Origin of the sequence: Phorcysia thermohydrogeniphila (assembly GCF_004339575.1) — a bacterium.
Lineage (GTDB): Bacteria > Aquificota > Aquificia > Desulfurobacteriales > Desulfurobacteriaceae > Phorcysia > Phorcysia thermohydrogeniphila.
Map to the genome: position 1 here is coordinate 1 of NZ_SMFV01000006.1, position 26,994 is coordinate 26,994.

Genomic DNA, 26,994 nt, shown 5'->3' on the forward strand with positions numbered 1-26,994 from the left:
CTCCTGTCAAAGACCTTTTTGTGGCGCGCAATTTTTAAATCTATTCCCTCACGGGGCTTCTGTCAACCCCGCTTGAGGGATTCTGTCGCTCGCGGGTGGAAAATATAGTTTCTCTTTAAGAAGTGTCAAGTCTTCTATCGTTTGATAGACGATGCCAACCAGCCGCTACGGGCATCCTTATTCAGGATGTTAATGGAGCGGGCGACGGGACTTGAACCCGCGACCTAAGCCTTGGCAAGGCTTCGCTCTACCTACTGAGCTACGCCCGCTCTTCATGCAGAGTTAATAAATTAGCTACTCTTCCTTCGTTGTCAACTCTCCACGAGGACCAATTTGGATGATAATTACCGTCTCTGCAAAGCCCTTGTTCGCCTGAATCTGGAGGGTTCTATCCGGCATAACGTAGGTAAGGGTTGCTTGATTTCCGTATACGCTAATTGCTACAGGTTCCCATCCCTGCTGAGGAAGAACGTCCTTGTAATAGCTTACAATTTCCTTGATAGAGGCTTTCCCGCTAAAGAAGAGCCTTCCCACTTTTATGTTTCCGGACTCGTAGGTAAAGCTCTTCGTAGGAATGAACTTAAACCCGGGATAAACGGGAACCTCATCCCCAAGAAGGAGCTCCGGCTTCACCGTTTGGGTCTGGAGCTCTTGGGCATTTTTCTCTTGGGTTGCAGTAGTGGCACAGGCCGAAAGTGCTATAAGAAGTACTGGCAGGAACATCCACTTTTTCATGTTTACCCCCTCAGACTATCCGCATTGGCTCAACCTCTATTTTATACCTGATTCCGCTGAAAGTTGACGGAAATCTTTCTTTTATTACAGCAACTCCCTTCATTAACTTTTCTTCAGAGCTCGTCCTGAGGAAAGAGGTAAACCTGTAGCGGCCAGAGACCTTTGGAAGGGGAGCAGGGGTAAGGTCTGAAACTGAAAAGAAAAGGGAGAGCTCATTTTTTATTTTTTCAAATTTCTCTCTTAGCTTTTTAAACTCGGCGAGTTTTTCAAGCTGAAATTCCAAGAGCAAGGTTTTTGTAAAAGGGGGAAAGCCCAAGAATTCCCTCGCCGTTAACTCTTCACGGTAAAACTCGTCAAACTTGTAGGTTGCAGCATACTTTACGGCAGGAAGGTCGGGCTTTAGGGCTTGGACAATTGCAGCTCCGGGTTTAAAGCGTCCAGCTCTACCCGTTGTGTGAACGATTAGCTGGAAGATTCTTTCAGAGGTTCTGTAATCTGGAGCTCCTCCGAGGAGGTCTGCAAGGAGAACACCTACAAGGGTGAGCTTTGGAAAGTTGTGCCCCTTGGTGGCTATCTGCGTTCCAACGATTACGTCGTACTTTCCTTCTTTGATTTCTTTTATGAGACGAGCTCCAACCTCTGGATTTTTAACAGTGTCTTGGTCAAGACGAACAACCCTAAATTTTGGGAAGAGAATTCTTAACTCTTCCTCTACTCTTTCTGTCCCGTAACCAAAAAAGTCAAGCCTCTTGCCGCACTTTGGACAGCGGTAGATAGGTTCATAGCGTTTTCCACAAAGGTGACAAATGAGTTTTCTCTCGCTTTTGTGGTAAACGAGAGGGACGGAGCAGTCGCTACACTCCGCCACGTAGCCGCAGTTTAAACAGAAACTTTTCGCGAAAAAGCCCCTCCTATTTATGAAGAGGAGAACCTGCTCGCCCTTTTTAACGGTATTTTCTATGGCCGCAAGGAGCTCCTTAGAGAAGATGCTTATCCTTTCTGTTTCCTGAAGGTTTACAAGCTTTATGTATGGAAGGGGAACAGTTGAGACCCTTTCTTTTAGTTCAAGGAGTTTGATTTCTCCGAGCTTGCTTCTGTAGTAGGTTTCTACAGAGGGCGTTGCTGAAACGAGGAGAACGGGAAACTTCTCAATCTCTCCCCTCTTAAGGGCAACTTCACGGGCGTGGTAGTAGGGCTTTTGCTGCTCTTTGTAGGAAGAGTCCTGCTCTTCATCAACAACAATGAGACCTAAATCCTTTATAGGGAGCATAACCGCTCCTCGGGTTCCTATGAAGACCTTCACTTCTCCCCTTAACGCTTTAAGCCACGTGGAAACTTTCTCTTTTGGAGTTAATTTACCGTGATAGATTCCTATGTTCTTGCCAAAATAACTTTCAACGCGGGCGCGGAGCTCTGGCGTGAGCAAGAGCTCAGGAACGAGTATGAGGACGGACTTTCCTCTTTTTACCACCTCGTAGGCTACCTTTAAATAGACTTCCATCTTTCCAGAGCCGGTAACACCGTAAAGGAGGAACTTCCCCTCTTTTGCCCCTACGAGCTCCTTGAAGGCCTTTTCCTGAGAGGGCGTTAGCTTTATTTTCTTGGTGTCCTTAAGCTCCCAAAGCCTGTTTTCAAGGGTAACCTTTTCTTCAACAATCTCTATTAAGCCTTTCTTAACTAATCCATTTATCACCTGTAAGCTAAAGTCTAAGGCTTTAAGAGTATTAACGCTTTCTTTCCCCTTCTCTTTGAGGTAATGTAGGAGCTCTCTTGATTTCTTTCCTCTGACCTCCCCGTCTTTTACAAAGACAGCAAAACGCTCACGGGGAACTGAGTCCCTTTTTATTAGCTCTTCCCTTACAACAACAGACTTGGAAACGAGATTCCTCAAAACCTGATAAAAGGATGACAGCTTCACCCTTCTCCTTAAAGTAGATACTTTTAACTTCCCAGAGGAGTTTTTAAGGGTTTCAACTATCTTTTTCTCATTTTCAGTAAGCTTTACGGAAGGAGTAGGCTCTGAGAGTTTTACAAAAAGGGACTCTGTTACCTCAAATCCTCCCGGAAGGAAGGAAAAGAGGGTCTCTCCAAAGTAACCGCCGTAGTAGTCTGAGACAAAACGGCAAAGTTCCAAGCAGGATGGAGTGAAAAGTGGAAAGTCGTCCGGGATGTCAAATAGCTCCTTTATCTTTTCCTCTGGAAAGTCAACGTCATCTTTAACGCTTACGATTATTCCAGTCCTTAAAAGGTCGTTAGCGCCAAAGGGAACTATAACCCTCTTTCCAACCTCTGGAGGGTAGGAGATCACCTCTGGAACTTTATAGTAGAAGGTCCTATCAAGTGGAATGTCAAGAACAACTTCTACGAACAACTATTCCTTCCCCGCCTCTTTAATCTCTATTACTTCAACGTAGGGAAAGTTAAACTGGGTGACCCTACCGTAGCCGAGAATCTTAACCCTCTTTCCAACAAAATCCTTCAGGTTTTTAGTATCGTCGTGGATATAGATGCACCCAGAGCTATCGCAGAGAAGAGCGTCGTTAAGGGAAAAGGGAGGAAACTGGTCTTGGGGTCTTTTAAGGGAGACTCTTCCGACGAGCTTTACGTAGCAGCCTACAAACTCCTTTGGATGGTTGGCGATTAGCCCTGCAGGGTAGGTAATGGTGTAGTCAGAGGTCGCAGTCTTACAGCTAAAGGATAAAGCTGTTAACAGAGCTCCTAAGAGCATCAAGGGAGTACTTTTCACGGACTTCCTCCTCGGCTAAAAGCCCCATTCTCTTTAAATCTTTCTTAAAAGTAGCCCCTAAACCTTCCGCAAGTGAAGGAGGGGTGGGATGAACAACAATACCAAAATCTTCCTTAACAATTTCGGGTAGAACCCCAACATCGCTTACAACAACCGGCCTCCTGCAGGCCATAAACTCTAAGGGAACCCTCGCTATCATCTCTGAACCTAAGGAAGGAACAACCCCAACGTCAATGGCCGACATAATATCAACTATATCTTTTCGTCGCTCAGGGATAAAAGTTACGTCGCTACTTAAAGAGAGAGTGCGACAGAGCTCCAAAAGTTCACTCAGCTTTACGTTCTTTTCCTCACCGACGATAACGGCCTTAAACTTTAATCCCCTTTTCTTTAAAAGGGAGAGAGCTCTCAAAAAAACCTCATGACCTTTCACGGGGTCAAGCCTTCCAACTACTCCAAAGAGAAGTTCATTACCGACCTTTAACTCTTTCCTGACCCTTTTTCTTCCCTCCTCAGAGAAACGAAACTTTTCAACATCAACCGCCCCGGGAACAAAGAGCTTTGGAAGGTTTACTACAACCGAGTTAAGCGCTTTGCGTGAGGAAAGTATTACGCCGTCAACGTACCTCTCGTGTAAGAACTTGTTGAGGAAAGATTCCCTTATTCCCTTTGCCTCGCCGTGGAGTCTATAGAGCCTAAAGGAAAAGCGCTTTTTTAGGAGGGCAGAGAAGAGCATCTCATCACCACGAATCGTTAAGACCACCTGTGGTCTAAAGGTTTCAATGACCTTTTTAAGGGAGAGGAAGGGAGAGAGGGGAAACTTCTTTCTTGGGTCTTCTATGTAGAAGGTAGGAATTCCAAGTTCCTTACACCTCTTTTCTGCAGGGAATCCCTTTAGTACGGCACAGGCAACTTTCCCTTCAAGTACAGAGGCAATTTTTACCCCAAGGTCTGTAAGGGCGCTGTTCCACCTCTCATCAAGAACGACGAGCTTTCTCATTTTTCTCCAGTTCCCAAAGTTTTAAATACTTCAAGAACGTGTAGTGGGAGGCCATAACACTTAAGACGAAACCTTCAAAACCGTCAAGGAAGCCCCTTTTTAAAAGGTAACGCCTTAAAAAAGCTCCAGCAGGGGAAAGTAGGAGTTTTAGGAGGGAAAACTTTTTCCCTTTTTTGAACGCACCCTCAGCGTAAAGGCTCGTATAAAGGTCAATTTTTTTTAGGTGAAAGGATACAGAAGGATACGAGTAGTGAAGGAGGTCTCCCTTTAAATAACCTGTCTTTCCGTTGACGAGAAGCCTTTCGTGAACCCAATCCCCTACCCAGCGGCACTTCTCTCTCTTAGCAAGCCTTAACTGCCAGTCGGGATACCAAGCGTGTTTTATCCACCTTCCAAGGTAGTTTGTCAGACGGCTAACGTAGTAGCCGTCAACCGGCGGGTTTTCTTTCTTAATCTTTGATATTTGGGCTGCAAGCTCCTCACTTACAATCTCATCGTCGTCTAAAAAGAGAACCCAATCTCCACGGCATAGAGAAAGAAGATGGTTTTTCTGGTTAACGAAGTTGTCAAACTTCCTATAAAATACGCGTGCGCCAAAGCGTTCAGCTATTTCAAGGGTTCTGTCCTCTGAACCTGAATCAAGAATAACTATTTCATCGGCAACGTCTTTAATGCTGTTTAAAACTTCCCCTATCCTCTTTTCAGAGTTAAAAGTGAGAATTCCTACCGAGAGCTTCAAAGTACCTTCCCCTTCTTAAAGAATTTGTAAAGGGATAGACCCAAATCGGTTGAAAAGGAAAAGAGCCTTCCAAGAACTGTAAAGATATCCTTTCCAAGGGAAACTCGGGGGAGCTCCTTAAAGTCTGACATTTCAGTAACAACTCCTCTCTTCGTCGTGAAGATGTAATCATAAACCCTTGCCGCAATCTCCTTACTAAACTCTGAGTAGTGTCCAAAGGGCCAAGCAAAGGTGTTTACCTTTACGCCGAGCTTTTCCTCTATCTCCGCCTTACTTTCTAAGAGCTCCCTCTCTATTCTCTCCCTTGCAATACTCTCCGTTTCAAACTCTCCAAGGGTTTTAAACCTCTTTTCTACTTCCCTCTTTAAGCTCTCCTTCCAGTTCCCTTCTTTTTTAAAGTCTTTGCAAAAGGTTAGGAACTCTTCAGAAGGATAGAACTTTCTTCCACTGAGCTCACTCCCCGTTTTAAAGAGGGGAAGACCGATAAAGAGCTCTCTGGAATATAAAAGGGCTGTCCAGCGAAAGTTTTTCCCATCGTAGAAATCCTCTATCTCTGGGGATACAGGAAAAGAGAAGTGATACTTACCGTGAGCTCCAAAAGAAAAGACGTCCCTCATCCTGTCAAGCTCTTCCCAGCTTAAAAACTCTTCTGAACTTCCCCTCCTTACAAACTCAACGTGTCCTTCGTGCATTGACTTTGGAGAAAAGAGCTCTTTAAAAGAAACCTTCCCCTCCCAGTAGTCAAAAAGGGTTCTTCTAACTCCTTCCTCCCTTATCCTTCCAGAAGTAATAAAAATGTGGGCTGGAATTCCGAGCTTTTTCAGAACAGGGTAGGCATATACAAAGTTATCTGCGTAGCCGTCGTCAAATGTAATTGCCGCCCTACGGCACGTGTCATTTTCTTCAAAAATCGCCTGCAGGGGAACTACCTTAAAACGGCTCTTTATGAGACTGAGAGCTCTTTGGAAAGTATCAATATCTATATCGTCCCTTTTTCCTCTGTCCGGATAAACCCTATGGAGGAGGAAAACAACACCTGACAACCTTTTTCTCCTGAAAGGAGTAGATATATTTTAAGGCACTGATATGGTATAATATTTTGAAAGGATAACCAAGTTTCCTAATCTCCGAACCGGAACTTCTTTAACCATTCATAAACAATGGAGAAACGGACATTTACCGCATCGTAGTAAGCTTCTGTGTGAGACTCACTGAGAGCGTAAACTATACTAAAGGCCTCTACAAGGAGAAACTTTTCTCCAAGGGTTAGCGAATGCCACTTCTGAAAAAGAACGGAAAACCAATCTTTTGTTATTAACCACTCAATAACTGGCTGATAGTAAAAACAAAGAGAAAAAATTGAGGTCAAAATAACAAGGTCTCTTTTTGGAGGTAAAAAAAGAAATCTAAAGACAAAGAAGAGGTTAACAGCAAAAAACCAAAAAAGGCTGTCCCATTGCAGGAGAAAAACGTCAATCATGAGGAGAATGGGAGTTAAAAATAGAATTGAGAGAAAATACTTTTTGAACTCAAGAAACCAAAAATTGGAAGCTTTAATTGGTAAGCTTTCTAACTGTTTTAAGATGAAGACATCTTCAAGAAGTGCACTACGGGGATTTTCATTAAGATTTGAGAGGAAACTTTTAAACTTTTCAAACCACGGAGGTTTAGAGTCAGTGTCTATAAACCAAAGTCTTCTTTTATAGAGCTGGTTTAGGTCTTCTAAGTGTTTCTCAGCAGTTTCTTTTATCTCGGAAATTTTCTTACTTTCTTCTTTTTCTAAATTTTCAACTATTTTCAGTTCTTCCTCAAAGAACCTATTAACTTGAGAAGTAGTCCTTACAGCCATCTTTCCCTCCAGTTTTTAACTACAAGAGCAACCGCTGAGTTCTCCTTAACATTAAGCTCCGAAAGCTTTTTCTCTAAGTCTCTTGGAGCTTTAGTCAAAGCCTCCTTCCAAACAGAAGCATCTCCAACTACTGCTTTCCCTTCCTTTGCGTCGTTGAGAGCACTCTTTAAGTAGGCAATTCCCCCCTCAATGAAGTAGGTTTTAAAAAATAGTAAAAGAGCTTCTTCTGCTTTCTCAACGGCAAAGTCTAAAACTCTCGTATCTGAAGGTTCATAAGAGCCAAGTTGATTCAACGTCCACAAAATCTTTTCTCTCAAGTAAGGAAGCTCTTTTTCTTCCAGAATCTTTAAGTTAGCAAGCTTTGTGTAGATAACGTTAACTCTTGCGTTTTTCAGCTCCTCCATCTTAGAACTAAATTCCCATTCCCACGACTTTTTCTTAAACCAAGCCTTTCCATAGTTAAAAGCCGCACCAATTCCTTTAACAACGAACTTAACAGTCCCAACTAAGAGGTCGGAATCATCTAAATCCTCCAAGGCTTGTTTAAACATTTGGGAAGCCTTACTCATAAGGTTGTTGTATTCTTCAAGGATATTTAGAAAAGATTGATTTATACTATCAATGTCCATTTCAAGAACTGATAAACTTTGGTCTACTTTTTCCTTAATCTCTAAGAGTGTGGATTCTATCTTTTCAAGGGAGGGCGTTTGTGAGGTCATCTCCCCTCCTTAAAGGGTCATGAACTGTAGTATCAACTCTGAAATCCTCTCCAGCAGTTTGTTCGCCCTGTCTATTAAGTGGAGTTTTCTCTCAAATAATTTGTCATCACTACTGGGAATCTTTTCTGCTATTTTCATTATGTTCTCCAGTTGACTTTTATAGTTTTCAAGTATCTTCCTCACTGTCTCGGCTTTGGCCTTTAAAGAAATCCTGTATTCCTCAAGAGCTATTCTCCTCTTTTCAACTTCAACGTAAAGCTTTTGAGCTTCTAAACTGAGCCTTTGAATCTCCTTGTAAGTGTATAAGATTTCTTTAATATCCTCCCTTGCCTCTATAATTCCTTGAAGAACTTTTACAATAGTTTCAACCTTTTCCGAATCTGAAAGTGTTTTCTTGGAGCTCTTAGGGAGAACTTTTATCTTTACTTCTTTTCCCTTGCTCTTAGTGTCTTTTTGGAGCTCAAACTTCTTCGTCTCCTCGTCCAAACGTTCCACCAAGTATTCTCCCACTTCTAAAACGTCAAGCCAGTATTTTTCATCTTTCATTCTCTCCCTCCCTTCAAAGTCTTATCCAGAGGTGAGAACCCCCAGAGGGACAACCTACTCCAGCTGGAGTCGTTGTGCAATAAACGATTTTCCCGCACTTCCTACACTGGTAAGCTTTGGTTCCGGATTTAGGAGCAACACCCCCTGAGCTACAAATCCGATACCAAAGGTGAGAACCTCCAGCGGGACAACCTACTCCAGAAGGGGTTGAAGTACTCTCTACCATAGAACCACACTTAGAACAGATGAAGACGGCCATTGTCCCAACCTCCCAAACTTTTTGTCTTTTTTAGTGTAAGAAGGGAATAACCCAAAATTTGGGCCATTTATAGGTTTTTAAAGAGTTTTTTCCTAACTTCAAAGAATCTACGGAGCTCCTTAAGAAAGACCCTGTAGCGAACAAGGTTTTTTGAAAGGTCAAGAGAAAGGTCAGGATAGATTCTTTTTAACCTTTTTTGTTTGGCTAACTCAATGTCCTCTTCACTTGGAGGGTAAAGAGCCTTAACCTCATCCAAAATGAGCCAGCTTACAAAGCGATAACTGGCATAACCAACAAGCCAGACCAGCGTTTTTTCCTTATCACTTTTCAAGTGGAACTGAGTAGGATAGAGGTATAGTTCGTGTTCAGGTCTACAATAGGCTGTATAGTCTGGAGGGAGCTCTACTTTAAAAATAAAGGGTTTCTCAGGAAAAGTAAAAAACGTGTCCTTGTAGCGTTTCCAGTAAAAGAGGGGATATGTTTCTTCCGTTAGTCCATAAGCTTTAAGCATCATAACAAGAAAAGTCCTTAGTTTTTTTGTCTTTCCATCTAAAGCTAAAAGGTAAAAAGTGCCATTGTAGTGAAAAATCTTTATGGGCAGAATTTTTATTTGTTTACTTTTGTAGGAAACAATGAGAGCCCTCCTCTGTATAATCGCTTTAAAAATCAGTTCAAGGGTTTCTTTTTCAACCCTGTTGTAACGTTCAACAGGGAGAGGCAGATAATCAAAGGACTCCTTGGCTATTTCTTTTTCTTCACTATCAAGAAACTTTCCGAACCTGTTTATGGCATTAAGGGCCGGCTCCAATATAGGAAGCTGCCTATACTTCTTAGGGACGAAAGAAACAAGAGTAAAGAGGGATATTAGCTCCTCTTCAGTGTAGGAAATGAGATAGGGAAAAGCTTCTATGTTGAGTTTCCAGTCCTGTGGTTTTTTGCCCCGAAGGTTATCAGATTTTTTCTCTACGTATCCTTCCTTGTAGAGGTCAGAAAGAGCTCTTTGAAGTCTTTTCCTTTCAGCTTTTCCTTCCCCTAAAACACCTCTTCTTTTAAGTTCTTTGTAAATATCGGTTGTGGAAAGAAATCTATCCCCGTTCTCCGAAAGTAATTTTAAAATTTCAAGGATAAGGGTTATCTTTTTCATCCTGTTCCTCTGAATGGTTTTAGATATAATCAGAATTAAGTCTTTGAAAGTCAAGAAGGAAAATATGAGGCTGATACTACCATCCCCAGCAAAGATAAACCTCTCCCTCTGGGTCAAAGGAAAGCGTCCAGACGGCTACCACGAGCTCGTAACCGTTATGCACACCGTTAACCTATTTGACGTTCTGTCTTTCCTTCCCTCAGACAGATTGGTCTTAAGCGTCAGGGGGAACAACTCTCTACCACTTGATAGGAGTAACCTCATAATAAAGGCTTGCAGGCTCTTTAAGGAAAAAACGGGGATAAACCCTAAGGTAAGCATAAAGCTGACAAAGAGAATACCCGTCGGCGCGGGACTTGGAGGCGGGAGCTCTAACGCAGCGGCGACACTGAAGGGGCTAAATACCATATACGGTAATCCGTTAAGCGAGGAGGAGCTCCACGAGTTAGCGGCCAAGCTCGGCAGTGACGTTCCCTTCTTCTTAAAAGGTGGGCTCGCCATAGCTTACGGAAGGGGTGAAAAGCTAAAGTTCTTTAGTCCGGCCAACTTTGAAATCCTACTGGTCTTCCCCGGCTTTCCCTGCTCAACGGCAGAGGTCTATCAGAACCTTCCCTCTATTAAGAGGGAGGTTGCCGTTGAAGACGCAGAAAGGCTCATAATATCTCCCCTCATAAACGAGAACTTTTCAGAGCTCATAGACAACATGGAAAACGACCTTGAAAAGTCAGAATCCCCCTGCGTGAAGGAGGTCCTCAGAGTCAAGGAAAAGCTAAAGGAAATAGGACTAAAGCCTTTAATGAGTGGAAGCGGCTCGTGCGTATTTGCCATCATAAAAGGTGAAAAACCTGACACTACCCCCTTGAAAAAAGAGGGCTGGTGGTTTAAATTTCTCTCTGCAGTGTAGAGCTGGGGCGTAGCCAAGCGGTAAGGCAGCGGACTTTGGATCCGCCATTCGCAGGTTCGAATCCTGCCGCCCCAGCCATTTTATTATGGTGGGAGTAGCTCAGTTGGTGGAGCGCCGGGTTGTGGCCCCGGCGGTCGCGGGTTCAAGTCCCGTCTCCCACCCCACATTCCGCCATGCGGGAGTGGCGGAACTGGCAGACGCGCTGGACTTAGGATCCAGTGCCCTCTGGGCGTGTGGGTTCGACTCCCACCTCCCGCACCATAAAGAGCGGGCGTAGCTCAGTAGGTAGAGCGAAGCCTTGCCAAGGCTTAGGTCGCGGGTTCAAGTCCCGTCGCCCGCTCCACTAATGGCGGCGTAGCCAAGTGGTAAGGCAGGGGACTGCAAATCCCTTATTCGGCGGTTCGATTCCGCCCGCCGCCTCCACTTATTTTTTAATCAAAATCAAAAAGAGAAAGATGCTAAAAACAGCAGAATCTATTGAACTTAAGAAAGAAGATATCCTTAGAATCTTGAAAGAACACAAAAATTACCTCAGAGAGAGCTTCGGAGTTAAAGAAATTGGGCTCTTTGGTTCTTTTGCAAGAGAAGAACAAACGAAAGATAGCGATATTGACATCTTGATTGAAGTTGAAAAGAATAAAATTGGACTTATAAGTTACATAAAGCTTAAACTTTTCCTTGAAGAGCTCTTTGGAAGAAAAGTTAACTTAGTCACCAAGAAAGCTCTCAGACCAGAGCTAAAGGAAACTATTCTAAGAGAAGTTGTTTATGTCTAAACATAATAGTTCTGAAATTAGGAACATTCTCTCTAACGAACTGTGAATTCGTCCTATTTGTTTCTTCCCCAGCCTCCGCCTCCGGGAGTTTCTATCCTTAAAAGGTCTCCAGCAGAAAGTTTCTCTGTAAACTTGGCAGGTTTTAGAACTTTCTTCCCGTTCTTTACAACCCAGTTTTCACCAACTTTACCGGGCTCTCCTCCAAAGAGGCCGTAAGGGGGAATTTTTCTCCTTTCGGAAACCACTGTTACTTCAACATCCGTAAGGAACTTAAACTCCCTGACAATTCCATCACCTCCGTTAAAAAGTCCCCTTCCTCCCGAACCTCTTCTAACGGAATACTCTGTAACCATAAATGGGTAAGCAAATTCAAGGGCTTCTATCGGAGTGTTGAGGGTGTTTGTCATGTGGGAGTGAACTGCGCTTTCTCCGTTGCCTTTAGCCCAAGCGCCCATTCCTCCGCCAATTGTTTCGTAGTAGGTAAAGGGAGTACCAGTTTCTGGATCAATTCCTCCTACGGTTACGTTGTTCATAGTTCCCTGAGAGGCAGAAGGAATGAAGTCGGGGAGGGCTTTTGATAGAGCTCCAAGCAATACATCAACAATCCTCTGAGACGTCTCAACGTTACCGGCAGAAACGGCACGGGGAAAGTTAGCGTCAACTATCGTCCCTTTTTTGGTTATCACCTTTATGGGTCTCATACAGCCGGCGTTTGTCGGAATGTCCTCCTTCACAAGACACCTAAAAACGTAGAGAACTGCTGAAAGTGTTATAGCCCTAACGCTGTTTATGCTTCCCTCAACTTCTTTATCTGAACCTGAAAAGTCAACTACGGCACTGTCTCCGCTTATTGTGATTTTTACCTTTATTTTTACGTCTTTTCTCCCAAGTCCGTCGTCTTCCATGAAATCTTCAAACTCGTAAACACCGTCTGGTATTGACTCTATGGTCTTTCTCATGATTTTTTCGGAGTAGTCAATGAGAGCTCTGCTGTAATCTTTAACCGTAGAAAGGGAGTATTTCTCTACGAGCTCTAAAAGCCTTTTTATGGCAACTCTATTTGCCATGATTTGGGCTGTAAAGTCTCCTTCTCTTTCTTCTGGAGTCCTGACGTTTGCTTTTATGAGGGCTAAGAACTCCTCGTTTATCCTTCCAGCCTCAACAATTTTTAGAGGAGGAATCCTTATACCTTCCTGAAAGAGGGAAGTTGCAAGGGGCATTGAGCCGGGGGAGATTCCCCCTATGTCTGCGTGGTGAGCTCTGTTTGCAACGTAAAAAACAGGTTTTCCGTCAACGTAAACGGGAGCAACTATCGTAACGTCTGGAAGGTGAGTTCCTCCCCTAAAAGGGTCGTTTAGAATTGCCATATCGCCTTCTTTAAGCTCTAAGCTCTCTATCACGGACTTAACAGACAGAGGCATTGAGCCAAGATGAACGGGAATGTGGGCAGCCTGAGCAACCATTTCACCGTTTTCGTCAAATATGGCACAGGAAAAGTCTTTCCTCTCCTTTATGTTCGGAGAAAAGGAAGTCCTCTGAAGGACGATTCCCATCTCTTCAGCAATAGAAGAAAACCTGTTCTTAAAGACTTCAAGGAGTATAGGATTAACTCCCATGAAACCGGCCTCCTTTTTTCAGTAGATGAAGCCAAACAACCATAGAGGAATTCTCTTTCCAGAGCCGATTTCTACTCCGTCAACTGCTAAATAAGCATTACTAAGACCTTTTACCTGTTCCAACTTTTTGTTCTTACCTCCTACTTCAAAGATGAACTTTTCGTCTACGAAGAAGTCTCCTCTATCAACGTAGTTTAATTTGTGCCTGTAAGAGGTTACAGAGGCAAAGAAGGTTTCTCTTTCTGTTCCCTTTTCTCTCTCTAAGCATAGTGCATTTAAAAGGTTTGTATTGGCAAGGAAGAGTTTATCTGGCTTTCTTACCGCCCGAAACCTTTTGGCTTCGTGCTGAACGTGAATAATAAGGTCAGCCCTTGAAAGATACTCTATGTATTTATAGAGGGTAGCTTTAGAAACTCCAACAAGGGACGCCACGTTTTCAACGGACAGTTCCATAGGTTTTGAAACGCATATCGTAACCAAGAGTTTTTTTATCGTTTGAACTTTCTCAGGATTAACAGAGTAGAGAAGAGCAATGTCAGAGGAGATTGCCAAATCCACAGAAGCTGCAAGCTTCTCAAGAAACTTTTCGGGGTCTTCAAAGTAGAAAGGGTAAGCTCCATGTAACTTGTATTCTTCAAATAGTTCAAGTATTTTCCTGTCGCTGAAAGTTCTAACTATCCCAAAGGCAATATCTTCGTGATTGTCTATGATATCTGTGAGGGTAAGAGGAGAAAAGTCTATTCCAGTAGAAAGTTCTATAAATTCTCTGAAAGAGAGAACTGGCAGTTTAAACATTGAAAAACGTCTTGCAAAGTCTGGGTTATTAAGGTATACAGCAGAAGAACCTGAAAAATAAACTTTTAGGTCAAGGAAATCGTAGACAGATTTTAGGTGAGACTGAAAGTCTTTCACTCTGTGAATCTCGTCTATAAAGACGTACTTTCCTCCTAAGGATGCGTATTCCTCTAAGAATTCAAATAACGAAAAACCAGAAAAGGCAGGATGGTCGCAGGATATAAAGAGAGCTTTTGATGGAGGAAGGTTCAGCTCTTTTAAAATTTGAACCATTAAGGTTGTCTTTCCAACGCCACGACCGCCGTATATACCAACCAGTTTAGAGGGACTATTCTTAACCTGACTGTAGAGAAACCTTTTATACTCCGGCACTTTTTGGGAAGTTTTAAGAACGGTCAGACGCTTGGCTACCTCAAGTAACCTTTCCATTAGTTCAGCCCATTAAACTAAAGTTGGTATTTTAAGTTTAACACATTAAACTAAACTTCATCCATCCTTGAACCTGAGCAAGGAAACAGCTTTAAGCATTGTAGAATCCTTAAACGATTGCCTGAAAGGTTCTTACTATGTTTCACTGCTTTAAACTATTGTTAATTAAAACTTTAAGGGAATAAATATTCAGTTCTTGAAGGTTACATTACAACGGCTTAACCCCTTGTGCTATAATTTTTAACAGCTTATACTAGATGGAAACTGCTAAGAAAAGGGGGGTAAAATGCCACCAAATGCCAGTATGGATTCAATTTTAAAAGCCTGTGTAAATGGAACAAAAAAGGCATGGAAAGAATACTATGAAATAAGTGGTGGAGAGTGGTTGTGGACAGCTCCCGAATATTTCATAACAGTAAAAATTTTTGAAGAACTTTCAAAACTCAACTTGTTATTGGAACTGGAAAGTAAGGTAGGAGAGACTATATTCAACGCTGATATACAGTATCCGGGTCGCTACCCAAGAGCACTAAAGCTAAATGGCAGATTTGACATAACATTATGGTGGAAAAATGGTTACCCGCGCGGAGTTATTGAAGTAAAGGTTATGAGAAACAATTCCTTAAATCCCATCAGAAACGACTTAGAGGAAATAACAGAATTTCTAAGGCTGGCAAGGAATAAGGATTCTAAGGTTCAGTTTGGAATTATTACAGTCTACACAGACTACTATGATGAGGGAGGCAAAGCGAACAAAGTAGTGGAACGGAGACTTAACAACATATTAGAAGAATGTAAATCCGTTTCTAGAAGAAACGATTTTGAGATTAAATGGAAGGATGTGATTAAAAAAGTTGAAAATGAAGAAAGTGCATATGGAATAATTGCCTGCTTACTTAAAGTCTGATTCTAAACCTCAATCACCAAGTTCCTAAACTCATCAACGAAGGCCTTAGCAAAGGGAGGGATAACTACGGTAGAGCTGTACTCAACGATTATTGCAGCTCCGTCTATCCTGTTACCGGGAAGGAGTTTTTCTCTGTCGTAAACGGGGGTGTCAAGCCACCTTCCTTCAAAGTGGACTTTTTTGACTTCAAGGAGAGCTCCCTCCGGTATCCTCTCTGAGAAGGTCTCAGCCCTCTTAATTTCAGGCTTTTCCGTTTCTCCTATCGCTCTTACCCTCACGTTTACAAGTTCTATTGGTCTACCCCTGTGGGCGTAACCGTAGAGCCTTTCGTGCTCCCTGTGGAAAGTTTCCACAAAGTTATCGCTAAAGGGGACTGTAATTTCAAATGACTGTCCCTTGTAACGTAGGTCAACGTATCTTTCTAACTTCTGTTTTTCTTCCGGAATTCCTTCTACGTTTAGTTCTTCTCTGGCTTTTTCTTCAAGGACTTTAAAGAACTTCTCAAGATTCTCCTTTTTAAAGGCTTTTCCGGAGAGCATGACTGTGAGGGAGTAGTCCCTTACTATGTCTGAAAGAACCATTCCGAGGGCTGAGAGAGTTCCGGGATTGGAAGGAACAATTACCCTTGGAATTCCAAGGAGTGCTGCTAAGTATGCAGCGTGGAGCCCTCCAGCTCCTCCAAAGGAAAAGAGGGAAAAGTCCTTCGGGTCGTATCCCCTTTCAATAGAGATAGCCCTTATAGCTTTTTCCATTTTTGTGTTTGCTACTTCCAGAATACCTTCTGCAAGCTCCAGCGGTGTAAGCTTTAGCTTCCTTGCCATTTCCTCAAAGAAGGGAAGGAGCTTCTTATCGTTCAGTTTCATCTTACCGCCAAGGAAGCGGTGAGGAATGAGGCGTCCGAGGAAGAGGTTAGCGTCGGTTATCGTTATTCTGTCTCCTCCCCTGTCGTAGCATATCGGACCGGGGTCAGCTCCGGCGCTTTCAGGGCCAACGGTGAGAGCTCCGCCTGCGTCAACCCTCGCTATTGAACCTCCACCAGCTCCAACGGTGTGAATGTCTATTACGGGAACTTTTATGGGATAGCCTTCTATTTTTGCCTCAGTCGTAACTATCGGCCTACCGTCTATGAGTGAAACGTCGGTTGACGTTCCTCCCATATCAAAGGTTATGAGCTTTTCATACCCTGCAAGTTTTCCTATCTTCCACGCCCCAGCCACGCCGCCGGCAGGCCCAGAGAGAATAGTTCTAACCGGCTGTTCCATTACCGTTTCGGCAGAGATAACCCCACCGTTTGACTGCATTATCCGGAACTTGTCTTTTTTCCCGAGGTTTTCTTTTAAGAAAGAAACGTAACTTTTCATTTTTGGCATGACAAAGGCGTTTATGACCGTTGTAGAAGCCCTTTCATATTCCCTGAATTCTGGAACTATTCTGCTTGAGATAGAAACGAAAAAGCCCTTCTCTTTTAAGACTTTCTCTACTAACTCTTCGTGCTCTGGATTTAAGAAGGAAAAGAGAAATGAAACGGCAACAGACTCTACGCCCTTTTCCTTTAGCTCTTCTGAAAGTTTTTCAACTTCCTCTAACTCAAGCTCCTGAACTATCTCCCCTTTAGCCGAAACCCTGCAGTTAAGTCCGAAGGAGAGCTCTGAAGGAACGAGAGGAGGTCTTTTCCTGTAGTGGAGGTTGTAGAGCTCCTCCCTGTTCTGCCTGCCTATGATGAGAATATCCTCAAAGCCCTTGTTTGTTACAAAGGCCGTTTTAGCTCCTTTCTTCTCAAGGACGGCGTTTGTTGCAACGGTCGTTCCGTGAACGATGTTTTTCTCCTCTTCACCGGCTATTATCTTTAATCCTTTAAGGACTGCCCTTGCCGGATTATCCGGGGTTGAAAGAACCTTTAAGACTCCCCACTCCTTTCCCTTCTTATAGACGAAATCTGTAAACGTTCCTCCAGTATCAACGCCGATTATAACCATACCGGACTCCTCAGGGCTTAGTGAACTTTACAGTTGTTCCAGCAAATTCTTAACTTTCTCTTCTATCTCGTCTCTCACTACCCGAAAAGCCTTTAGCCTTTCTTCTTTTTCTCCTTGAACCTTTGCAGGGTCTGGTAGTCCCCAGTGGATAACTTTTGCTCCGTCAACCACAGGACAGCTTTCGGCAGCGTCGCCACAGAGGGTAACCACAACGTTAAGGAAGTCAAAGGGGATATCCTCTAAGGACTTTGACTTCTGGTGGCTGATGTCTATGCCCCTTTCTTCCATTACCTTTACTGCCAACGGGTGAACGTAACCGGAAGGGTTTGAGCCTGCAGAGAAGACCTCTACCTTTTTACCAAACTTATCGGCGTAGTAACGGGCAAAACCTTCTGCCATTTGGCTTCTGGCTGAGTTTCCCGTGCAGATGAATCCGACCTTTAACGACTTTCCCAACTTTACTACCTTAAAACTCGGCAGAGTATATGATTCTTAAGGGGCAGGCAGGTATGCAGTGGCCACAGCCGACACACTTATCCTTATCAAATTCAACTCTAAAGGTTTTCTTGTCTAAGTAAAAGGCGTTTGTCGGACAGGGGGCTATACAAGCGCCACAGTGAACACACTTTTCGTCTTCCCTGAAAATATCAAGCTCTAAGGGCTTTACCTTTATTTTGAGACTTCTTAAGAACCTGATGGCGTCTCCGAGCTTCTTCCTGTCTCCCCTCAGCTCAATAACGGCAGAACCTTCCATACGGGGGAGTATCTCTGCCCTGAGTATGTTTACTATCAGGTCGTAGTCTTTGACGAGCTTGTAGATTACCGGCTTATCCCACGTCTCCTTCGGGAAGTGCAGAACGAGCCTTGTGGAAGTCTCTTTCAATCTATCCACTCCTTAGGTTTATTTGCTCAAGGTATGAGAACCTCCAGAGCTCCTGGCTCATCGTAACTATATAAAGTAACTTCAAAGGAGGGATATTGCAAACTTCCTGCTTAACTTTTAACTATCTGGACAGGAATCCTTCTCCTAACAAAGACCTTTACAAAGTTCTGGAACTTTCCTGCCAGACCTTCCTCTCTGGAGATGAGGGCAAAGAGTAAGTCCTCGTCCTTCTTAACTCTAAAGAAGAAACTGTAGGAGTAGATTTTCCACGTCTTTTTATAGCCTGCAGCTGCAGCTTCTACCTTTTTCCAATCCAACCTTCTAACGACTTCTCCTTTTAAGTTCAGAACCTTAATCTCCTTAGGGGTTAAAAGGAGCTGATAGTTCCTGTAGATTGGCCTTGACTGCCAGAGGACAACCCCTGCAAAACCTAAGGAAAGGGCAATAAGTATCCACTTGAAGAAGCTGTCTATGAAGAGAGCTCCAACAAAAACTATGAGGTTAAGAACGAGAGGAATCACAACAAAGGCCAAATCCTGCTTAACCCTGAACTCTTTCATTTTTTCCCCTTTAACTTACTTCAAGCATTCTCTCTATTGCTGTGCGTGCTTTGTCGGCAACTTCTTCGGGAACAGTTATCTCAAACTGTTCAGTTTCTAAACACTTGAGAAGTCTCTCAACGGTTATCATCTTCATCTGGTCGCAGGTAAACTCACTGTAAGCCGGGATAAACTCAACGTCCGGACGCACCTTTTTAAGCTGGTGAATTATCCCCCTTTCAGTTCCAACTATTACCTTTTTGGCAGTTGTCTCTTTAACGAACTTAACGATTTTTGACGTGCTACCGACAAAGTCGGCCATATCCCTGACTTCTTTCCTACACTCTGGATGAGCTACAAAGACAGCGTCCGGATTTTCCTTCTTTCTACGTTCTGCCTCTTCAGGCGTTAACTTCTGGTGAACGGGACAGTACCCGTCCCAGAGTTTAATCTCCTTCCCTTTTACCTTCTCTGCTATATAACTTCCAAGGTTTTTATCGGGAACGAAGAGAATCTTATCCGACTCAACGGCCTCAATAACCTTAACGGCATTTGCAGAGGTACAGCAGATATCTGAAACGGCCTTAACGTCGGCAGAGCTGTTTACGTAGGTAACAACAACGTAGTCTGGGTTCTTCTCCTTAAACTCCTTAATTTCTTCTGCAATGGCCATGTCTGCCATGAGGCATCCGGCCTTGTAGTAGGGAATGAGAACCTTCCTCTCTGGGTTAAGAATCTTTGCCGTTTCGGCCATAAAGTAAACGCCACAGAGGACGATGATATCGCAGTCTACTTCCCTTGCCTTCCTTGCAAGCTCTAAGGAGTCCCCTACAAAGTCGGCTACGTCCTGTATTGCACCGTCAACGTAGTAGTGAGCCAAGATAACAGCGTTCTTGGACTCTTTAAGCTCCTTTATCCTCTCCAGCACTTTCTCCATTATCCTACTCCCACTCAATTGTTCCCGGAGGTTTTGAGGTGATGTCGTAAACCACCCTGTTTACGCCTTCTACCTCGTTTATTATCCTATTTGATATCCTCTCTAAGAGCTCGTAGGGAAGCTTAACCCAGTCGGCCGTCATTCCGTCTACACTTTCAACAGCTCTTATTGCAATAACGTAGTCGTAAGTTCTCTCATCTCCCATAACACCAACCGTCTGTATGGGAAGGAAAACTGCAAAGGACTGCCAAATTTTATCGTAGAGGCCTGCCTTCTTTATCTCTTCAAGGACTATGGCGTCGGCGTCCCTTAAAATCCTTAAGTACTCAGACTTTACCTCCCCGATGATTCTAATGGCAAGTCCGGGGCCGGGGAATGGCTGTCTCTTTATGATTTCCTCAGGAAGTCCAAGCTGTCTTCCGAGTTCCCTTACCTCGTCCTTAAAGAGCTCCCTAAGTGGCTCAATCAGCTTAAAGTTGAGCTTTTCGGGTAGTCCCCCTACGTTGTGGTGGGACTTGATAGTGGCGGAAGGCCCTTTAACTGAAACGCTCTCAATAACGTCGGGGTAGAGAGTCCCCTGTGCTAAGAACTCGGCATTTGGTATTTCTTTTGCAGCCTTTTCAAAGACCTCAATGAAGGTATGGCCAATTATCTTTCTCTTTTTCTCGGGGTCAACAACACCCTTTAGTCTCTCAAGGAAGAGGTCACTTGCATCTACAACCCTAAAGTTTTTCATGTTGAACTTTTCTTTGAATGTCCTCTCAACGGACTCCCTCTCTCCTTTCCTTAAAAGACCAGTGTCAACGAAGATTGGGTACAGCTGGTCTCCTATTGCCCTGTGAAGGAGGGCAGCAACGACTGAAGAATCAACACCACCGGAGAGGGCACATATAACGTTTTTATCGCCAACGGTTTCCCTTATCTTCTCTACTTCGTACTCAATGAAGTTTTCCATAGTCCATAAAGGCTCACAGCCACAGATTACCTTTGCAAAGTTCTCAAGAACCTTATCTCCAAACTGGGAGTGCTTTACCTCTGGGTGGAACTGGACGCCGTAAATTGGTTTTTCCTTGTGTCTTACAGCTGCAAAAGGAGCATTTTCCGTTTTTGCTATGGGCTCAAAACCTTCTGGGACTTCAAGGACTCTGTCGGCGTGGCTCATCCAGACGACAAACTTTTCTGGAAGCCCTTTAAAGAGGTCTGAAGAATCAAGAACTTGTAACTCTGCCCTTCCGTACTCGTGCTTTTCAGCCCTTACTACCTTGCCCCCAAAGAGGTGGGTTATAAGCTGCATTCCGTAGCAAATTCCGAGAACCGGAACGCCAAGCTCAAAGATTTCTTTGCTTACCTTGGGAGCTCCCTCCTCATAAACGCTTGCAGGGCCTCCAGAAAGGATTATTCCCTTTGGGTTGAACTCCTTTATATTTTCAATGGAAGTGTTAAAGGGGTGTATCTCACAGTATATATTCTTTTCCCTTAGCCTTCTGGCTATGAGCTGTGTGTACTGTGAGCCAAAGTCCAGAATTAGAACTTTACTCTCGTGAATGTCCCTCACCATGGAAATCTCCTACCAATTAAAGTTTCTTCAGGACAAAGTAGAGGAAAACCAAAGAGCCTACAAGCCCTACTGTAAACACCGCTATCAGCTGTAGAAGCTTAGCATCCATAAAGTTTCCCTTGAAAAGGTTGAAGGTATTTTACAGGAAAAATATGCGAGAAACCTCCTATTTCAAAGGAAAGATAAATAAGCACAACAAAGGCCAACACAGTTGACAAAAATCAATGTCAGAAGGTAGGAGCAATAAGAAAATTAAACTTTCAGGAGGGAACGGTGAAACTATCCACTCTCGCTGTAGTCCTTTTTTTTCTCTTTAGTTCTGCAAAGGCCATTACACTAAAAGAGGCAGAGGAGCTCGCAGTTAAAAACTACCCACAGCTTGAAGCCCTCAGCCTTAAATCGGAAGGTTTAAAGAAAAGAGCTCTCTCTACGAAACTCTTCCGCCTTGGAGAGGTTAACCTCATTTTAGACCTTCGCCACTTTGATAAGGAGTACCTCTTAGTCCCAATGTCCTCTATTCCGTTGCCCTTAAACCGGCCTCCCTTTGACAGGGACAAGCTCTCTTGGGGAATAGACTACTCCATTCCTCTATACCTCGGAGGAAATACGGCAAGACAGGTAAAGGTACTAAAGCTAAGGTCTGAAATTCTTGAAAACCTTAAAGAGTCTACAAAGTGGCAACTTAAGTTCAACGTGGACTCCGTCTTTTTAAGCTATCTTGCCCTTGATGAGGTGGAGAGAGCTCTCAAAGACTACAGGAAAAGCCTTGAGAGGCTAAAAGAGAGCATTGAGGCCGGAATCTCTGCAGGAAAGTTTGCAAAGGTTGACCTTTTAAAGGTGACTTCCCAGATAAAGAGCACAGAGGCAAGGATAGACGAGGTTAGGGCTAAAAAAGAGTCTTTAAAGACTGCTCTTGAAATCCTCATCGGTAAAGAGGTGGAAACCGTTGAAGCCTATGAAGTCTCCTACGCTCCGGTGGAACTCTCCTTAAACGAGCTATACAGAAAGCTCGTCAAAAACAACAGCCTCTTAAAGGCAAAGGAAAAGGAAGTAAGGGTATCCGAGAGGGAGAAGGAGATTGAGGAAGGAAAGTTTGGCCTGAAAGTTAAGGCCGAAATTTTTTACACCAGAAACTACGGGTTTAACTCCTCAGAGAACGAGGGCTACGGCTACGCAGGCGTTACCCTTTCCTACCCGGTCTTTGAGTTCGGGAGGAAGAGGTTAAGCGTTCTAAGTGCAAAACTTCAAAAACTTGCAAGGATAAAGGAGCTTGAGACGGAGAAGTTAAAGCTAAAGAAAGAGCTCTCTGAAAGCCTTTCAGACTTAAGGGCGATTCAGTCAAAGATAGGAGCTCTTAAGGAGAAGCTAAAACTTGCTGAAGAGGTTGAGAGGATAGAGGAGCTAAAGTACAAAAGTGGCAAAGGGGATATTAACCACCTCCTCCTTGCAAAGTCTGAAAGGTTTTTAACAGAGGCTGAGCTAAAAGAGGCCTACTACAGGTGGGAGATTGCAAGGAGAAGAATCAGAGCTCTCCTGGAGGAAAAATGAAAAGCAAAAGGGCTTGGATAATCTTTGGACTGATTCTTGTAGTCAGCGTAATCGTAGGGGTTAAGGCAGTAAAGAAGAGAAAACTTGAAATGGCAAAGACTCCACCTCCAAAAACCTACCCCATACCGGTTAACTACTCGGTTGTCAGTGAAGGAGAGTTAAGGAAAACCTTTAAATACGTCGGAACTGTAAAGCCCTACAGGGACGCAAGTATATCAACAAAAATCTCAGGAACAGTCCTACGGGTTTACAAGTCAGAAGGAGAATCCTTTAAAAAGGGAGAGCTCCTTCTAAAAATTGACGACTCAGAGATAAGGAAGGAGATAGGAGCTCTTGAAAGGGAGATAGAGGCAAGCGAGAAGGCACTTTCGGCACTAAGGGCAGAGCTCACATCTTCAAAAGTCCTCTTAAAGAACGCAAAGGAAAACTATGAGAGGGAAAAGTTCCTCTACGAAAAGGGTGCAGTTCCAAAAGTTTCACTTGAAGAGGCAGAAAACAGATTAGCTCTGGCAGAGTCAAAGGTTAAGTCCTTAAAGGCAAAGATAGAGGAAACGGAACTTAAAAAAGAAGCCCTAAAGGAAAGAAGAGAAGCCCTGTTATCAAGGCTTAAGTACACAGAGATAAGAGCTCCTCAAGACGGCGTAGTATCAGGGTTATTTGTCCACGAGGGAGATACGGCACTCCCCGGAAAGCCGTTAATGAAGGTGATTTACCCTCAGTTTGGGATGAGGGTTCTCTTAAACGTCCCCCCAGAAGAGGCAAAGGAGATACCTGTCGGAAGTCCGGTTAAGTTAAACGGCCTATCGGTCGGAAAGGTTGTGAAAGTCTATCCGGCTACAGAGAACTCCCTCTACGTTTTAGAGGTAAAGGTTGAAGGTGGAAACTTTAAGGCAGGAGAAAGGGTTATAGCCGAAGTAAATGGAAGGAGTTTCAGAGGAAAAATTGTCCCCGTCAGCTCCATCCTACACCTTAAGGACGGCGACTACGTCCTTGCAATTGAGAACGGAAACAGAGTAAAGCCGGTAAATGTAAAAGTTTTGAAGGTGGTTGAGGGGAGAGCTCTCATCTCCTCCGACATTCCCGTCGGCACGAAAGTTGTAACTGGAAGGGAGAGTAAGCTCCTTGAAGTTTACAGGAGAGGAGTTGTTCTACCTGTGGAGGTCATCAATGAATAGAGTAATAGAGTGGTACGTCAAAAAGCCCCACAGCGTTCTTGCGTTTCTATTCCTCTTCTGCGTTATAGGAATTATCGGTTTTAAGGAAATCCCCCGCAAGTTCTTCCCCGACGCAAACAGGCCTCAGGTTGCAGTAGTAACAGTTGAGCCGGGAGCTTCTGCAAGCGACATCGCCTCCCACGTTACCCGTCCTATTGAGCAAAGGATGAAAACCCTTGAACTTGTTAGGGAAGTAAGGTCTGTAACGAAAGATGAAGTTTCCGTTGTAACCGTTGAGTTTGAGTATGAAAAGAGCATAGACTCAGCTGCAACAGACGTATCCAACGAGCTCTCAAAGATTCTTCCCCAACTTCCAAAGGACATTCTCCCCCCTCAGGTTTACAAAGTTACAGACGCCACAAGACCTGTAATGATTATCTCTGTCTCTCCAAAGCCGGGCAGTCACCTCTCAATGGCTCAGGTAAGGGAGCTTGCAGAGAACGAGATAAAGGACAAGCTCCTATCCCTCCCCCACGTTTCAGACGTTGAAGTCTTTGGAGGTTATAAGAGGGAAATCAGGATACACCCCGACTACTTAAAGATGGCAAAGTACGGGGTAACCCTGCAGGAGCTCGTGAGAGCTCTTAAGGAGCAGAACAGCAACTTTCCCGTCGGAATGGTAATAAACAAGGAAGGTCTTGTAGTTTTAAAGCTGGAGGATGAGGCAAAAAGGATAGAAGAGCTTGAGAACATCTACGTAAAGCCAAACATTCGCTTAAAAGACGTAGCAGAAGTTAAGTGGGGATATAAAGAGAGGCTTTCTGCCTACCACGGAAACGGAAAGCCTGCCATTGGAATATCAATCCTTCGCTCCCCGTCAGGCTACGAGCTCCCTGCAATAGAGTCTGTAATGAAGTTCCTCCCGGAACTGAAAAAAGAGTATCCACAGCTTGAGTTTCAGATTCCCTACACGGAAGAGTGGCTGATAAAGCTCTCAAACAAGAACATGGTTGAGGCTCTAAGGGACGCCATTATTATGACCCTCCTTGTTATATTCCTTTTCCTTGCAAACGTAAGGATGCTCCTTGTTTCATTTTTCTCAATCCCTATTACCTACCTAATAACCGTAGGGTTAATGTGGCTCTTTGGCTTTAACTTCAACATTGTAACCCTTACGGCAGTGATATTAGCCCTCGGTATGCTGACAGACGACGCCGTCGTTATCCTTGAGAACATAGAAAGGCACTACTTTGAGCTTAAAAAGGACATCTGGAGAGCTACCGTTGAGGGAACAAGGGAGGTAATGGCCGCAGTTTTAAGTGGAACTTACACAACTATCGTTATGCTCCTTCCAATTGTCTTTATCGGAGGCTACGTTCAGAAAATCTTAGCACCGTTAGCCCTTACCCTCATAATCGCTCTCGTCGTTTCATACTTCGTCGCCGTCACCGTTATTCCTATCCTCGCTCCACGCCTCTTAAAGAAAGTTCCGGATAAAAACCTCCTTGAACAGAAAATTTACAGCTGGTTTGTAGAGGCAATCGTCAATAGGATAAGGAACTTCTACGTTGCCTTAGTAGAACCTCTCCTTGATAGGCCACTTTTAAAAGTCCTCTTTGTCATCTGCGGTTTTGCCCTCTTTGCCGTTACGATGAAAAACGTTGTCCCGGTTCTCGGAAGAGACCTCATGCCCCCTATGGACACAGGAGTAGTAATTGTTAGGGCAGAGACAGACGCAAACTCTTCCTTGGAGAAGACGGAAGAGATACTGAATGAGATGGAAAAAATTATTTATTCAATGCCGGGAGTTATCAGGGTGTCCTCTGTAATCGGTTCAGAGCCGGGAGTTCTCTCCTTTGGAAGTGGCAAACTGCCCCAGCAGATAGAGATGACCGTTCAGTTTATAGACCGTTTCCACAGGAAAGAGACGATATGGGAGATAGAGGAAAAACTCAGGGAAGCTTTCAGCAAAATTCCCGGACTTAGATACGTTAACGTGATGGAATTTGGGGCGACTCCCCTTTCATCAATAAAGGCAACGATAAACGAGGTAATCTACGGAAAAGACCCGGAAGTTCTTGACACTCTCGGCAACAAGCTCCTCTCTCTGCTTCAAAAGGTTAAAGGCATCACCTCCACATCAAGGGGCTGGTATATGGACAAGGAGGAGCTCCTTTTAGAGATAGACGAGAATAGAGCTCTCTCCTTTGGACTTACTCCCCTCAAGATTGCCGAATACGTCGGCGGTTTCCTAAGAGGTATTAATGCCTCCTCTTTTGTCGTTCCGATGGAAAACGGAATTTCTATCCGCGTCGTTCTGCCAGATAGCGAAAGGGACTCAGTAGAAAAGCTCAAGAACATCCCGATTCCAACAGAAAAAGGCTTAATTCCCCTTTCCTACTTTGCGAAAGTTAGCACTAAAAAGACACAGAACGTAATTACCCGTAAAGACCTCATGAACGTTTTAGACGTTGAAGGTTACAGGGCAAAAGTTCCGGTTACCTTCCTACAAATGCAGGTGAACAAGTTAGAGGAGGGGGTGGAGCTCCCCTCAGGCTACAAAATCTCCCACGAGGGAGAAATAAAGGAGATGAACGAAAGCTTTAAGAGGCTCATTCGCGCCCTTGCGATAGGCGTTATTCTCCTCTACTTCTCATTAGTTCCGGCCTTTTCCTCCTTCTCTTATCCAATTTCAATCATTGCAGCAATTCCCTTAGCCCTTATTGGTGCTGCCTTCTCAATGCTCATTACACACAAACCCCAATGCATGCCCTCTTTTATGGGAATGATTCTCCTTGCCGGAATAATCGTTAAAAACTCCATTCTCCTTATAGACTTCATAAAGGAAGCAAAAGAAAGTGGAAAAACAACAAAAGAGGCAATACTCGGCAGTATAAGGGTAAGAACCCGTCCCGTCCTAATGACGGCCTTTGGAACATCCGCCGGAATGCTCCCTATTGCCCTCGGTTTAGCCTTAGGACTTGAAAGACTTGCCCCCTTAGCCGTTGTAGCAATCGGCGGTCTAATAATAGGAACGTTTATGACACTTGTATTTGTTCCAATTTTTGTTTCCCTAGAAGATAATATAAGTCGCTAAAGTAAAATATAAGGTTAACCGCGGACAACTATCTCTATTCTTCTAAAAACTTTCGTAGTTCCTGAATTAACTTAACGCACATTGCAATAAAGACTACATTAGCGATGACAGTTGCTACGGTATTCTCTGTCATTTCTT

The 26,994-nt window shown here is 43.9% G+C and carries 24 protein-coding genes and 6 tRNA genes; 11 read left to right on the top strand and 19 right to left on the bottom strand.

All coding sequences use genetic code 11. The features are described from left to right. Positions 1–193 precede the first annotated feature (193 nt). From CLV27_RS07655 to CLV27_RS07705, 11 genes are all read right to left on the bottom strand, one after another. Positions 194–269, bottom strand: a tRNA-Gly gene (locus CLV27_RS07655). A gap of 25 nt (positions 270–294) precedes the next feature. Next, the gene (locus CLV27_RS07660; protein WP_132527489.1) at positions 295–735 is read right to left on the bottom strand and encodes a hypothetical protein; all 441 of its coding nucleotides are present in this window, start codon (positions 733–735) and stop codon (positions 295–297) included. Positions 736–745: 10 nt separating this feature from the next. Further along, positions 746–3,106: a replication restart helicase PriA gene (priA, locus tag CLV27_RS07665; protein WP_132527491.1), complete on the bottom strand. Its 2,361-nt coding sequence runs from the start codon at positions 3,104–3,106 to the stop codon at positions 746–748. After that, positions 3,107–3,481, bottom strand: coding sequence for a hypothetical protein (locus CLV27_RS07670; RefSeq protein ID WP_132527493.1), 375 nt, complete (start codon positions 3,479–3,481; stop codon positions 3,107–3,109). Then, on the bottom strand, positions 3,426–4,481 hold the full coding sequence (locus CLV27_RS07675) for a glycosyltransferase family 4 protein (protein WP_132527495.1): 1,056 nt from the start codon (positions 4,479–4,481) through the stop codon (positions 3,426–3,428). Before CLV27_RS07675 ends, CLV27_RS07670 begins: the two co-directional genes overlap by 56 nt. Then, positions 4,459–5,220 (bottom strand): glycosyltransferase family 2 protein, encoded by a 762-nt coding sequence (locus CLV27_RS07680; RefSeq protein ID WP_132527497.1) that lies wholly within the window; start codon positions 5,218–5,220, stop codon positions 4,459–4,461. Before CLV27_RS07680 ends, CLV27_RS07675 begins: the two co-directional genes overlap by 23 nt. Continuing rightward, a complete protein-coding gene (locus CLV27_RS07685; RefSeq protein WP_132527499.1) occupies positions 5,217–6,263 on the bottom strand; it encodes a polysaccharide deacetylase family protein in 1,047 nt (348 codons plus the stop codon). Before CLV27_RS07685 ends, CLV27_RS07680 begins: the two co-directional genes overlap by 4 nt. Positions 6,264–6,340: 77 nt before the next feature. Next, positions 6,341–7,069 (bottom strand): hypothetical protein, encoded by a 729-nt coding sequence (locus CLV27_RS07690; protein ID WP_132527501.1) that lies wholly within the window; start codon positions 7,067–7,069, stop codon positions 6,341–6,343. Then, a complete protein-coding gene (locus CLV27_RS07695) occupies positions 7,060–7,788 on the bottom strand; it encodes a hypothetical protein (protein WP_132527503.1) in 729 nt (242 codons plus the stop codon). The genes CLV27_RS07690 and CLV27_RS07695 overlap by 10 nt, the downstream gene beginning before the upstream one ends. A gap of 9 nt (positions 7,789–7,797) precedes the next feature. After that, on the bottom strand, positions 7,798–8,334 hold the full coding sequence (locus CLV27_RS07700; RefSeq protein WP_132527505.1) for a hypothetical protein: 537 nt from the start codon (positions 8,332–8,334) through the stop codon (positions 7,798–7,800). A 326-nt stretch (positions 8,335–8,660) separates the two neighbouring features. After that, positions 8,661–9,737 carry a helix-turn-helix transcriptional regulator gene (locus CLV27_RS07705; RefSeq protein WP_132527507.1) on the bottom strand — a complete coding sequence of 359 codons (1,077 nt, stop codon included), beginning with the start codon at positions 9,735–9,737 and terminating at the stop codon, positions 8,661–8,663. Between the two features lie 64 nt (positions 9,738–9,801). Here CLV27_RS07705 and ispE point away from each other — a divergent pair, with 64 nt between their 5' ends. From ispE to CLV27_RS07740, 7 genes are all read left to right on the top strand, one after another. Then, complete coding sequence (gene ispE / locus CLV27_RS07710; protein ID WP_132527509.1) at positions 9,802–10,641, top strand: 4-(cytidine 5'-diphospho)-2-C-methyl-D-erythritol kinase; 840 nt, start codon at positions 9,802–9,804, stop codon at positions 10,639–10,641. Positions 10,642–10,644: 3 nt separating this feature from the next. Then, a tRNA-Gln gene (locus CLV27_RS07715) sits at positions 10,645–10,719 on the top strand. Positions 10,720–10,729: 10 nt separating this feature from the next. Next, positions 10,730–10,805: transfer RNA gene (locus CLV27_RS07720), tRNA-His, on the top strand. 11 nt (positions 10,806–10,816) lie between these two features. Beyond that, a tRNA-Leu gene (locus tag CLV27_RS07725) sits at positions 10,817–10,902 on the top strand. 6 nt (positions 10,903–10,908) lie between these two features. Then, positions 10,909–10,984 (top strand) — tRNA-Gly (locus CLV27_RS07730). A 5-nt stretch (positions 10,985–10,989) separates the two neighbouring features. Then, a tRNA-Cys gene (locus CLV27_RS07735) sits at positions 10,990–11,064 on the top strand. A gap of 32 nt (positions 11,065–11,096) precedes the next feature. Further along, complete coding sequence (locus CLV27_RS07740; RefSeq protein WP_132527511.1) at positions 11,097–11,417, top strand: nucleotidyltransferase family protein; 321 nt, start codon at positions 11,097–11,099, stop codon at positions 11,415–11,417. Between the two features lie 53 nt (positions 11,418–11,470). Here CLV27_RS07740 and CLV27_RS07745 read toward each other — a convergent pair whose 3' ends face one another. Both CLV27_RS07745 and CLV27_RS07750 read right to left on the bottom strand, forming a co-directional pair. Further along, positions 11,471–13,033: a hydantoinase B/oxoprolinase family protein gene (locus tag CLV27_RS07745; protein ID WP_132527513.1), complete on the bottom strand. Its 1,563-nt coding sequence runs from the start codon at positions 13,031–13,033 to the stop codon at positions 11,471–11,473. Between the two features lie 18 nt (positions 13,034–13,051). Further along, entirely contained in the window at positions 13,052–14,257 is a 1,206-nt protein-coding gene (locus CLV27_RS07750; RefSeq protein WP_132527515.1) for an ATP-binding protein, read from the bottom strand. A gap of 286 nt (positions 14,258–14,543) precedes the next feature. On the opposite strand from CLV27_RS07750, the gene CLV27_RS07755 reads away from it, so the two are divergent. Further along, the gene (locus CLV27_RS07755; protein WP_132527517.1) at positions 14,544–15,164 is read left to right on the top strand and encodes a hypothetical protein; all 621 of its coding nucleotides are present in this window, start codon (positions 14,544–14,546) and stop codon (positions 15,162–15,164) included. Positions 15,165–15,166: 2 nt separating this feature from the next. Here CLV27_RS07755 and CLV27_RS07760 read toward each other — a convergent pair whose 3' ends face one another. From CLV27_RS07760 to guaA, 6 genes are all read right to left on the bottom strand, one after another. Next, the gene (locus CLV27_RS07760) at positions 15,167–17,140 is read right to left on the bottom strand and encodes a hydantoinase/oxoprolinase family protein (protein WP_132527519.1); all 1,974 of its coding nucleotides are present in this window, start codon (positions 17,138–17,140) and stop codon (positions 15,167–15,169) included. Between the two features lie 27 nt (positions 17,141–17,167). Continuing rightward, a complete protein-coding gene (locus CLV27_RS07765) occupies positions 17,168–17,596 on the bottom strand; it encodes an arsenate reductase ArsC (RefSeq protein WP_132527521.1) in 429 nt (142 codons plus the stop codon). Between the two features lie 10 nt (positions 17,597–17,606). Next, positions 17,607–18,023, bottom strand: a complete 417-nt coding sequence (locus tag CLV27_RS07770; protein WP_132527523.1) for an NIL domain-containing protein — start codon at positions 18,021–18,023, stop codon at positions 17,607–17,609. Positions 18,024–18,133: 110 nt separating this feature from the next. Beyond that, on the bottom strand, positions 18,134–18,583 hold the full coding sequence (locus tag CLV27_RS07775) for a hypothetical protein (protein WP_132527525.1): 450 nt from the start codon (positions 18,581–18,583) through the stop codon (positions 18,134–18,136). Between the two features lie 10 nt (positions 18,584–18,593). Continuing rightward, positions 18,594–19,499: a quinolinate synthase NadA gene (nadA, locus tag CLV27_RS07780; RefSeq protein WP_132527527.1), complete on the bottom strand. Its 906-nt coding sequence runs from the start codon at positions 19,497–19,499 to the stop codon at positions 18,594–18,596. Between the two features lie 4 nt (positions 19,500–19,503). After that, the gene (guaA, locus tag CLV27_RS07785) at positions 19,504–21,057 is read right to left on the bottom strand and encodes a glutamine-hydrolyzing GMP synthase (RefSeq protein WP_165863713.1); all 1,554 of its coding nucleotides are present in this window, start codon (positions 21,055–21,057) and stop codon (positions 19,504–19,506) included. Between the two features lie 273 nt (positions 21,058–21,330). Here guaA and CLV27_RS07790 point away from each other — a divergent pair, with 273 nt between their 5' ends. From CLV27_RS07790 to CLV27_RS07800, 3 genes are read left to right on the top strand one after another with little or no spacing between them, the layout of a single operon-like run. After that, entirely contained in the window at positions 21,331–22,605 is a 1,275-nt protein-coding gene (locus CLV27_RS07790) for a TolC family protein (protein WP_132527529.1), read from the top strand. Continuing rightward, positions 22,602–23,780 (top strand): efflux RND transporter periplasmic adaptor subunit, encoded by a 1,179-nt coding sequence (locus tag CLV27_RS07795; RefSeq protein ID WP_132527531.1) that lies wholly within the window; start codon positions 22,602–22,604, stop codon positions 23,778–23,780. The genes CLV27_RS07790 and CLV27_RS07795 overlap by 4 nt, the downstream gene beginning before the upstream one ends. Further along, the gene (locus CLV27_RS07800) at positions 23,773–26,856 is read left to right on the top strand and encodes an efflux RND transporter permease subunit (RefSeq protein WP_132527533.1); all 3,084 of its coding nucleotides are present in this window, start codon (positions 23,773–23,775) and stop codon (positions 26,854–26,856) included. Before CLV27_RS07795 ends, CLV27_RS07800 begins: the two co-directional genes overlap by 8 nt. Positions 26,857–26,994 lie beyond the last annotated feature (138 nt).